5 protein-coding genes are annotated in these 10168 nt (G+C 74.2%); all 5 read left to right on the top strand.

Translation table 11 applies throughout. The features are described 5' to 3' along the window. Positions 1 to 144 precede the first annotated feature (144 nt). The 5 genes from ABZ738_RS06400 to ABZ738_RS06420 all read left to right on the top strand — a co-directional run bounded on the left by ABZ738_RS06400 (position 145) and on the right by ABZ738_RS06420 (position 10002). Positions 145 to 3441 carry a hypothetical protein gene (locus tag ABZ738_RS06400; protein ID WP_357211508.1) on the top strand — a complete coding sequence of 1099 codons (3297 nt, stop codon included), beginning with the start codon at positions 145 to 147 and terminating at the stop codon, positions 3439 to 3441. Positions 3442 to 3594: 153 nt separating this feature from the next. Beyond that, positions 3595 to 4149 carry a sigma-70 family RNA polymerase sigma factor gene (locus ABZ738_RS06405; protein WP_131055982.1) on the top strand — a complete coding sequence of 185 codons (555 nt, stop codon included), beginning with the start codon at positions 3595 to 3597 and terminating at the stop codon, positions 4147 to 4149. 127 nt (positions 4150 to 4276) lie between these two features. Continuing rightward, a complete protein-coding gene (locus ABZ738_RS06410; protein WP_357211511.1) occupies positions 4277 to 5848 on the top strand; it encodes a S8 family serine peptidase in 1572 nt (523 codons plus the stop codon). A 7-nt stretch (positions 5849 to 5855) separates the two neighbouring features. Further along, positions 5856 to 8597 (top strand): right-handed parallel beta-helix repeat-containing protein, encoded by a 2742-nt coding sequence (locus tag ABZ738_RS06415; RefSeq protein ID WP_357211513.1) that lies wholly within the window; start codon positions 5856 to 5858, stop codon positions 8595 to 8597. Positions 8598 to 8622: 25 nt separating this feature from the next. Then, on the top strand, positions 8623 to 10002 hold the full coding sequence (locus ABZ738_RS06420; protein ID WP_357211515.1) for an EsaB/YukD family protein: 1380 nt from the start codon (positions 8623 to 8625) through the stop codon (positions 10000 to 10002). Positions 10003 to 10168: the final 166 nt, after the last annotated feature.

Consider the following 10168-nt stretch of genomic DNA (forward strand, 5'->3'; position numbering starts at 1 on the left):
CCGGTGCATCACACGACGGACGCGGGACTCGCCGTGTTCAGTGCGGTGATGGCGGGGACTCGCCGACCTCGGATTGAGAAAACCAGGTACCGCCGTCCGTTGAGAGGACGTGCAAGGGGGGACATCGAGGAACGGACGAGCGTCATGACCGGCAGGCCGCCGCCGACACCGGCTGCCCGGGCGCGCCCGGAGCACCGGCGCATCGACGGGCTCTACGACATCTGGCTGCGTACCGGCCCGGACGGGCTGCCGGTCGCGCTGCGGGGCAGCGGGACGCCGCTCGACGCCGGACAACTCGCCGACCTGGTCCGCCGGGGCGGTGGGGCGGGCGACGACGTCCGGATCATGATGGACGGTGGCGAGGAGCACGCGGAGATCTTCGCCGAGCTGGCCGGGATCCTCGGGCGGGACGTGCTGATCAGCCCGGCCGGCAGCGTGTTGCGGTACGACGGGGACCGCGAGCCGGAGCCCAGCCTGGTGGACGCCCGGACCGGGCGGCCGGCGGAGTGGCTCGTCGTCCAGCCCCCGGCGATGGCCACCGGGCTGCCCGGTTGGTACGAGACGACCGGCGGCGTGCTGCGGCCCCGGTCCGGTGTCGTCGCCGCGCCGCTGCCCGGCGGGCTGACGCTCGCCACCCGGGCCGACTTCGTGGCCCGCCGGGCCGCTGCGGTGGACCTGGCCCCGGGTCACCCGGAACTGACCACGATCGGGGTGTCCGTCCGGGGCGGCGGCTTCGTGGTCGGCGACTACACCGGCTCCTACCAGGTGACCGGTGGGCGTCAGCTCGCCGCCGCCCTGTCGGACGTGCCGCTCTACGGCAGTGAGATCCGGATGTGGCTGCACTGGCCCTCCGACCCGGACGAGCGGCAGCGGCTGCACGCCAACCTGGCCGCGTTCGCGGACAACACCGGGGCGATCGTGTGGGCCCCGGAGCGTACCGCCGCCCTGGAGATCCTGGAGAGTTGCCAGGACCTGAGCGCGGTGGACCGCGCCGGCGGTCCGGCCGAGTGGCGTACCTACCTGCCGCCGATGGCCGCCTCACCGCGCTTCGAACCGGACCAGGACGGTCGGTTGTCCCCGGCCGGGCGGATGGTCGTCACCCCCTATCCGGGTGCGCCCCTGGTCAGCGTCGCGCCCGCGCGCCAGCGGGCGATGAACTCGCGGTACAGCAGCCTGCGGGCCCAGCACGGGCTGTTCCGGATCGATCTGACCATCCTCAACGACGGTCGGTGGGCGGTGCAGTACGCCGACTCCGGGCCGCACGCGCTCGGGCCACGGGTGCTGCAACGGATGCTGCGCACGGCCGGCTGGCAGGGCGAGGACCTGCTGCTGCTGGCGAGCTATCCGGCCTCCGCCGAGGCGGGGGTCCGCCGCTACGGCAGCCGGCTGGTGGAGGGACTCCGCGCCGAGGTGTGGGTGCTGCCGCCGGAGGCCGCGTTCGACAGCGTCGACGGTACGGCCCGCGCCGTCGACGAGCGGGGCCGTCCGGTGGACTGGCAGCGCCTCGACCTGGACGACTCGCAGCGACGCTGGCAGAGCGACGACGGCGTGCTGGTGACGGCCGAGAGCAGCAGCCGTCCGGCCGGCACCGATCGTGTCGCCGGCACCGATCGCATTGCCGTCACCGGCCGTCCGGCGGACGCCCCTTCCCGCGCGCCGGAGAGCATCGCCGCTGTCCCGGACAGCGCTGAGCGGAGCACCGCGTCCGAGGCGACGCCCTCGATCGACCGGCAGCAGGCGGGGGAGCCCGCTCTGTCCACCTCGCCCTCGGCGTCCGACGTCCGGGCGTACCCGGGGTCGCCGTGGACGGGACGCCCTGCGGCGGCGACGTCCGGCCCGGTGTCCCCGGTCCCGGTGCACGCGGTCCTGCCGCTGCCCGCGCCGACGTCCCCGGCCCCGCCTCCGGCCCCGGCGGCGTCACCGTTCCGACCGGCAACGCCGCGACCGGCTCCGGCTGCGCCGGATTCGACGGCCGTGGCCCCCTCGTCGCCGATCGTGCCCTCTACGGCCCCCGCGTCGCCTCCCCCGTCGCCGGTGCCCCCCGCACCTCCGGCCGCGCCGCCGGTGGTCCCGCTGTCTCCGGCCGCCCAGGCGGGTGCCCCTTCGTCGACCGCCGCGCCCCCCGGGGCGGACTCCTATCCGGAGCGGTCCTCGCCCGTGCCGCCGCTTCCACCGCAGGCACGGGCGGGGGGCTGGGCCCAGCCCAATCGGACCGAGCCGAGGCGCGTCGAGCGGCAGGTCGGGCCACCGCGACCGGTGGTCGGGCCGGCGGCGGGCCCGCGTCCGATCGCCGGGCCGGCGCCGACGACCCGGCCGGAGGAGAGCACCGCTCCCGCTCCGACTTCCAACCCTGGGGTCGGCTACGAGCAGGGACTGCCCTCCACCGCCGGTCCGGCCCGGGATCCCCGCTCCGACGCCGGTCCCCGCTCCGACGCCGGTCCCCGCTCCGACGCCGGTCCCCGCTCCGACGCCGGTCCCCGCTCCGACGCCGGGCGGCGTCCCGACCGCCCCGCCCCGCCGGGTGGGCCCGAGCTTCCGGTCAGTGCCGCGCCCCGGCTCGGCACCGTCCGGCGGCCCGTCGCGCACGCGATCTACTGGATCGCCGAGCGCCCGACGGTCAACGCCGAGCCGGTCGAGCTGTACGTGGTCGCCGGCTGTTCGCCCACCGACGCCACCGGCACCGGCGTACCCACCCCGAACCTGTTCCTGGTCGGCACGCTCCGCCCGCCGGTGCCCGCCGCGCTGCGGGCGGACGAACACCTGCTGCGGGTACGCGTCCTCGCCGGTGGCGCGGTGGACATGTCCTCGATCACCGTGCACGAGCCACCGGCCCTGCACGAGCTGCTCGTCGACCGGGACGAGTCGTACCTGCTCCCGGGGGGTCTGCTGGGCCGTACCGAGCTCGTCGCCGGTTACGGCGTCGACGCCTCCGGGCGGTACGTGGAGCAGCCGGTCGCCCCGGCGACTCCACCGCTGGCGATGCGCTGCACCGGCGCCGGGCACGGCATCGAGGGGTTGCCGGCCGACCTTCCCCGCTGGCCGTACGAGGCCGAGGCGTTCGCCTATGCGCTGGTGCGCGACCCCGAGGCCACGACCCGTAGTCAGGGCCTGGTGCTGTTGCGCAACCGGCCGCGTGCCCGTCGGGGGCGGCTGCTGGTGCAGGTGCGGGTGCCGTGGCGGTGCGCCGTCGACGTGCGCGCGACCGTGGCGCAGATCGGCGACCTGCCGCAGATCCACTCGACGGCCGGATCGATGCTGGAGGCCGGCGTGAGTCTGTTGCTGCCACGCGAGGCGAACGAGCAGGTCGAGGTCGTACGGCTGCTCTCGGCGGGCCGGCTCGGCTGGCGGACGGTGGGTGAGCCGGAGATGTCGCTGGCCGACTTCCTCGCCAGCCGGGCCGATGCCACGACCCGGCCGGGCAGCACCGCCCCGATCCGGTAGGGGTAGCGCTGTCCCGACCCGGCCGGACTGCGCCGCCGGGACCAGACCTGGGCCCCACTGAGTCCTTCGGCTCACGCCGCCCGCGGCCCGGATCACTAGCGTCCCGTTTGAGCGGTGCTGGGGAAAGGTCCGGTCCTGGGGAGGGCTGCAACGATGGGTGCCAACGTGGGTGTGCAGGAGCGGGTCGAGGCGGATGCCGACCTCGATCACCGGATGCGTCGCGTCTTCGCGGCGAACGCCCAGCCGTTGTACTACTACCTTCTCCGGCTGACCCGGGGACAGGGTCAACTCGCCGAGGACCTGTTGCAGGAGACCATGCTGCGGGCCTGGTCCCGGCTGAGCGAACTGCCCGCCGACGACGCCACGATCCGCCGGTGGCTGTTCATCGTGGCGCGGAACCTCTCGATCGACGTGGCCCGCGCCCGGGCCGCCCGACCGACCGAGGTCTACGGGATGGACGTGACCTGGGCCCACTCGCCGGACGACGAGTTCGACGGCCTGCTCGACCGGTTCGCCCTGGCAGACGTGCTGCGCAAGCTCACCCCGGAACACCGGGCGGTGCTGGTCGAGCTCTACTACGGCGACGTGACGGTGGCCGAGGCGGCGGCCCGGATCGGCATCCCGGAGGGGACCGTGCGGTCGCGGTCGTTCTACGCTCTGCGCGCCGCCCGGGGCATCATCGGGGAGCCCGCCGAACTGGCGGCGTGACCGCCAAACTCCCGACGCGGCGGCTGAACGACACGGCGGCCGGGACCGTCGTGGAGTCGTGAGTCCGCACCGGGACGGGCACGACGAGGGGGCGAGGGAGATGTTGGTCAGCCGGTACCCGTCACGGGTGGGACGGTATGTGGTGGTGGTGCTCGGCGTACTGCTGGCCGCGCTGCCCGTCCTCCCGGCCCGCGCCCAGGCCGCACCGTACGTCAAGTACTACACGGTGGAGTCCACCTACGTGGGCAAGCCGGAGGGCCTGCGTGACATCGCCGAGCGCTTCCTCGGCAGCCGGGACCGCGCGGAGGAGATCTTCAACCTGAACGTCGGCCGGGCGCAGTCCGGCGGCGGAGCCCTCACCGACCCGAGTCAGCTGCGCGCCGGTTGGCGTCTCGTGCTGCCGTGGGACGCGGTCGGCAGCGGGGTCGAGTACGGCTCGCTGCCGTCTCCGGCACCCCCGAGCACCCGTTCACCGTCACCCGGAGCGTCCGCCGCGCCACCTGCCGGTACTCCGTTGATCCGCCCCACCATCGGCTCCAGCCCCAGCCCGAGCCCGAGCGGCACCAAGAACTCCGGTGCCGGGGGCGCCAAGTGCGGATCGGCCGCAAAGCGCGGTGACAAGGACCGCGCGGACTGGGCGGAGCGGCGCATGTCGCCGGAGCGGGCGTGGTCCCGCAGCCGTGGCGAGGGCCAGATGATCGCGATCGTGGACTCCGGGGTGGACGGCAGCCTCGCCGAGTTGCGGGGCCGGGTCACCCAGGGCATGGACGTGGTGGCCGGCAGCGGCCGGGGCGACGTCGACTGCCTCGGCACCGGCACCGCGATGGCCGGTATCGCCATCGCCCAGTCCGGCTCGAAGCGCACGGTGACGGGGGTGGCTCCGGAGGCGACCGTGATGCCGATCCGGGTGGTCACCACCAAGGCCGAGGCGCAGCCGGCTGACCAGGCGGCCGGCATCGAGGTGGCGGTGGCCGCCGGTGCCACCGTGATCGCGCTCGGGTCGTACGTCGACCCCAACGTCCCGGCCGTCGCCGAGGCGATCGCCACCGCCGTCAAGCACGACATCGTGGTGGTGTCCGCCGCCGACCTGGAGTCGAGCGACCCGGAGTCGGGGCTGCCGGAGCAGGGCATGTTGCGGGTCGGTGGCATCGGCGGGGACGGCAAGATGGCGGACAGTTACCGCGCCGGCGGGGTGGACGTCGTCGCCCCCGGCGTGGACGTGGCCAGCCTCGGCATCGGCGGAGCGGGTGACTTCGTCGGCAGCGGCACCCAGTACGCGGTCGCCTACACGGCCGGCCAGGCCGCCCTGGTGCGCTCCGCGTACCCGAACCTCTCGGCCGCTCAGGTGACCGAACGGATCCGGAGCACGGCCAGCCGGACCGCCGACACCCCGGAGGACCCCGCCTCGTACGGCGACGGCGTCATCGACCCGTTCACCTCGGTGAGTGCCGCGATGGAGAACGACGGAGGGGCGGCTGCCCCGAACGGCCCGTCCGCCGATGACGGCGGATCGTCGACCAGCGGTGGCCAGGTGGCGATCTTCGTGCTCATCGGCCTGGTGCTGGTGGCCGTGACGGTGCTGTCGGTGTTCCGGCTGCGTACCGTGCTGCGCTCCGACGACCGCAAGGATCCCGAACCGGAGTTCGACCCGCCCGCGAACCGTCCGACCGACCACTCCGATCCACAGCGGTTGAGGTGATCGCCCAGTGACGGGGCAGCCCGCGGTCTCCACCCCGACCAGCGCACCGTCCGGCCGGATCGAACGGGTCTCCACCCGCCCGTGGAGTCGGCACCGCACCATCTCCTCGGCGATCCGGGCAGCCCGCGACGGCGGGGTGGTGTCGGTGGTGGCCGGGGTGTACCGCGAGTCGTTGACCGTCGACAAGTCCGTCACGCTGGTGGCCGAGAACGACGGTGGCGCGGTCGAACTGGTCGCGCCGCACGGGCCGGCGCTCGCCGTACGGTCCGGGTCGGCCACGATCCGCGGGTTCGTGTTGAGCGGCTCCGGTGCCGTGGTGGTCGCCGCCACCGGCCGGATCGCGTTGGAGTCGACCACGGTCACCGGGGGCGCGGTCCAGGTCAGCGGGGACGCGTCGGCGACGCTGCGGGACTGCGCCATCCTGCGTACCGGGGCGGCACCCGGGCTCATCGTCGCCGACCAGGCGACGCTGGAGGGCACCTCGGTCGAGGTGACGGAGACCGGCGGCGCCGCCGTCGAGGCCGCCGGCAGCGCCCAGGTCACCCTGGTCGACAGCCGGATGGGCAGCGTCGGCGGTGGCGCGCTGGTGGCGGAGAACGCCACGCTGACGCTCACCCGCTGCGAGATCGGGCCCAGCGGCGGCGTGGGCGTCGAGGTCAGCGGCGGTGGGCAGGCCCGGCTGACCGACTGCCAACTGCACGACCTGGCGGCCGAGGGCATCCGGATCAGCGGCAGTGCGACGTTCGGCCCGGACTGGTGGCCGCCGCTGCGGCCGGAACACGCCGGGACGCCGGGCGCCGGGGAGACCGGCGAGACCGGTGGGGTGCTCGTTCGGCGGTGCACGATCAGCCGCGCGGCCTCCGCCGGGGTGCTCCTCGCCGGGTACGGCCACCTGCACCTGGACGAGTCCACGGTGGACGCCGCGCGGGGTCCCGGCGTGCTGGCCGGTGGCGACAGCCGGCTCTCGATGGCCGGCAGCCGGATCAACCAGGCCGGTCAGACCGCGCTCGCGGTCCGGGAACGCGCCGAGGTCCGCCTCACCGACGGTGCCTTCGCCGACTCGGCCGCCAACGGGCTCTACGCCGCCGACGACGGGCGGATCCTGATGCACGGCTGCGAGGTGCGGCGCTCCGAGTACAGCGCGGTGCACCTCACCGGCACGGCCAGCGCCGCGCTGGTCGAGTGCACGATCGCCGACACCCCCGAGTTCGGGGTACGCGCCTCCGACCGCGCCCTGCTGCGGGTGGAGGGCGGCACGATCACCGGCGCGGGACTCGGCGGGGTGCAGATCGACGGTGGCGCCGACGCCGAGTTGCGTGGACTGACCGTCAGCGACTCCCGGGCCGGCGTACGCGTGGACACCCCGCACCGGCCGCTGCTGACCGACTGCGAGGTCCGCGACGTCGAGCAGACCGGGATCGAGGTCGCTCCGCACGCCGCGCTGCTGGCCCGGAACTGCCGGATCGCCTCCTGTGGCGCGGCCGGGGTGCTCGTCGACGCGTACGCCACGCCGACGCTCGAAGAGTGCGAGATCACCGACATCGGCGGCAGCGGACTGGTGCTCTGGGAGGGCGCTGCACCGATGATCCGCAGCCTGACCGTGCGGGAGTGCCGCAAGAACGGCGTGTACGTCGGTGACGGTGCGCACGGCACCCTGACCGACTGCGACATCTCCCGGACCGACTACCCGGCCGTGCACGTCGGCGTGGACGCCGATCCGGCGTTGCTGCGCTGCCACGTGCACGACGCCGGGGCCGACGTCGACCAGACCGACCAGGGCCGGGCGACCTTCGAGGAGTGCTGGAGCACCGACGTCGCCGAGGCGACCCTGCCGACCGAACCCGTCGCCGCCCGCGCGGTGCCGGCCGGTGCCGGTCCGCGCCGCGCCGCCGCCGTGCCCCGAGCCGGTGCCACCAGCAAGGTGCCGGAGTTGGCCGACCTGCTCGGCCAGCTCGACGACCTGGTCGGGATGGCCCGGGTCAAGCGGGACGTGGGCACCATGGTCAAGCTGGTGCAGACCGTCAAGCGCCGTCGGGAGGCCGGTCTCGCGCCGCCGCCGATGTCCCGGCACCTGGTCTTCGCCGGTAATCCCGGCACCGGCAAGACCACCGTGGCCCGGCTCTACGGGCAGTTGCTCGCCGCGCTCGGCATGCTCGAACGCGGACATCTGATCGAGGTCGACCGGGGCACGCTGGTCGGTGAGTACGTGGGACACACCGCCCCGAAGACCCAGGCGGCCTTCCGCAAGGCCCTCGGCGGTGTGCTCTTCATCGATGAGGCGTACGCCCTGGTGCCCACCGGTGGCGGCACCGACTTCGGCCAGGAGGCGATCTCGACGCTGGTCAAGCTGATGGAGGACCACCGGGACGAGGTGGTGGTGATCGTCGCCGGCTACCCGGACGAGATGCGGCAGTTCGTCGCGGCCAACCCGGGCCTCTCCTCCCGCTTCTCCCGCACGCTGACCTTCGAGGACTACTCGTCGGTCGAACTGGTCCAGATCGTGGAGAAGCAGGCGAGCCGGCACCAGTACCACGTCGCGGAGAACGGCCGTGCCGCGCTGCTCAGCTACTTCGACGGCGTCCTGCGGGGCGAGGGCTTCGGCAACGGCCGGTTCGCCCGCAAGGTCTTCCAGATGATGACCGAGCGCCACGCCGCACGGATCGCCGAGATGGACGCGCCCAGCACCGCCGAGCTGAGCACTCTGGAGGCCGACGACCTGCACGTGGACGACCTGGAGGTGGCCGGATGACACGGCTCGGGTGCAGGGAGGACCGATGAGCGGCGAACGGAGCCGGATCACGGTGGTCGGCACCCGCCGCCGGTTGGACGTGTCGGTGCCCTCCGGGGCACCGGTCGGCGAGTACTCGGCCCGCCTGGCCGAGATGTGCGGCCAGGACCGGGCCGACGTGCTTCCACCGGCCTGGTCCCTGGCCCCCGCCGGCCACCCGCCGCTGCCGCTGGACGCCACCCTGCTCGACGTCGGCGTGGTCGACGGCCAGGTGTTGTACCTCCGCGACGCCGCTCAGGAGCCGAACGACGCGCCACTGGTGGAGGAGATCGAGGAACTCGTCGCCGACGAGACCCACCGGCATCGCCAGCAGCGGCTCCGGGGCGGGACGATCGTCCTGAGCCTGGGTCTGCTCTGGACGACGGTGGCCGCGATCACGGCCGGACTCCGGTTCGAGGGCGGTGCCGGCACCGCCGCGGGGCTCGTCCTGGCCGGGCTGGGTCTGCTCGCCGGAGCGTGGAGCCTCACCCAGCACCGCGAGGTGGTGCCGGACTGGTTGCGGATGGCGGTCGCGTTGACCTCGGTGCCGTGTCTGGCGGCGGCCGGCATGCTGGTGACCCGGGTGTTGGGCGTGACGGCGTACCGCTGGGACGGTGCGGTGTTCGGCGCCTGCCTGGCCGCGCTGATGGCGCTGGTGGTCATCCCGACCGCCGCGTTGGTCGTGGTGCAGTTGCACCTGACCGTCGGCCTGGCGTTGGTGTCCCTGATCCGGGCGCTGGACACCGACCGCGCCGGTGCCGCCGCGGTGGTCACCGTGACGGCGATGGGGATCATCGCGGTGGCCCGACGGATCGCCGCCACCGTGGCGTCCTGGGGACAACGCCGACCGCCTGACCAGTCGGCTGCCCTGCCGGTCACGATCGGGCTGGTCGACCGCTCCCACCGTCTGCTCTCGGTGGTGCTCGTCGGTCCGGCGCTGGCGCTGACCGCCGCGCTTCCGGTGCTGGCCTCCAACGGCGGCGGCTGGGCGGTCGCGTTGACCGCGGTGGCCAGCATCGCCCTGATGGCCCGCTGCCGGCTGGTGGCGTTCTCCGCCGAACTGCTCCTGCTCGGCATCGCCGCACTGGTCGGCTGTTTCAGCCTGATCCTCGCGGTCGTCGGGATGCTCGGCGCGGGCCCCGGCGCGACCCTGGTCGTGCTCGTGCTGGCCGGGCTCGGCGTCGCCGGAGCCGGGGTGGCGCTGAGCCTGCTGCGCCCCTCGTCACCCGAGCCGCCACGCGACGGGCCGATGGTGCACCCCTCGGCCCGGCGCCGCAGCCGGGCCGAGGTGTTCGGGGTGATCACCAGTCTGCTCATGGTGCCGTTGGCGCTGGGCGTGCTCGGCGCGTTCCGACACATGGTCGAGGTGGGTCGCAGCATCTTCTGACCCCCGGGGGGGGACGGGACCACGGCCCGAATGGGGACTTTCGGGCATCCCGCTTAGGGGTGCCATGGTGTACGACGGGTGCGGCGTGCCGCGGTGGCGGCGACCCGCATGAAGTGGCGACAAGGCGAGGTATCAGGTGCCCGGCGGCGACGGTTGCAAGGAGATC

The organism is Micromonospora sp. NPDC047793, from assembly GCF_040642635.1.
GTDB lineage: Bacteria > Actinomycetota > Actinomycetes > Mycobacteriales > Micromonosporaceae > Micromonospora.

What these genes read in the sequence shown, in the direction of transcription:
- ABZ738_RS06400 (WP_357211508.1), top strand. Translation starts at nt 145, where the DNA reads ATGACCGGCAGGCCGCCGCCGACACCGGCTGCCCGGGCGCGCCCGGAG.
- ABZ738_RS06405 (WP_131055982.1), top strand. Translation starts at nt 3,595, where the DNA reads ATGGGTGCCAACGTGGGTGTGCAGGAGCGGGTCGAGGCGGATGCCGAC.
- ABZ738_RS06420 (WP_357211515.1), top strand. Translation starts at nt 8,623, where the DNA reads ATGAGCGGCGAACGGAGCCGGATCACGGTGGTCGGCACCCGCCGCCGG.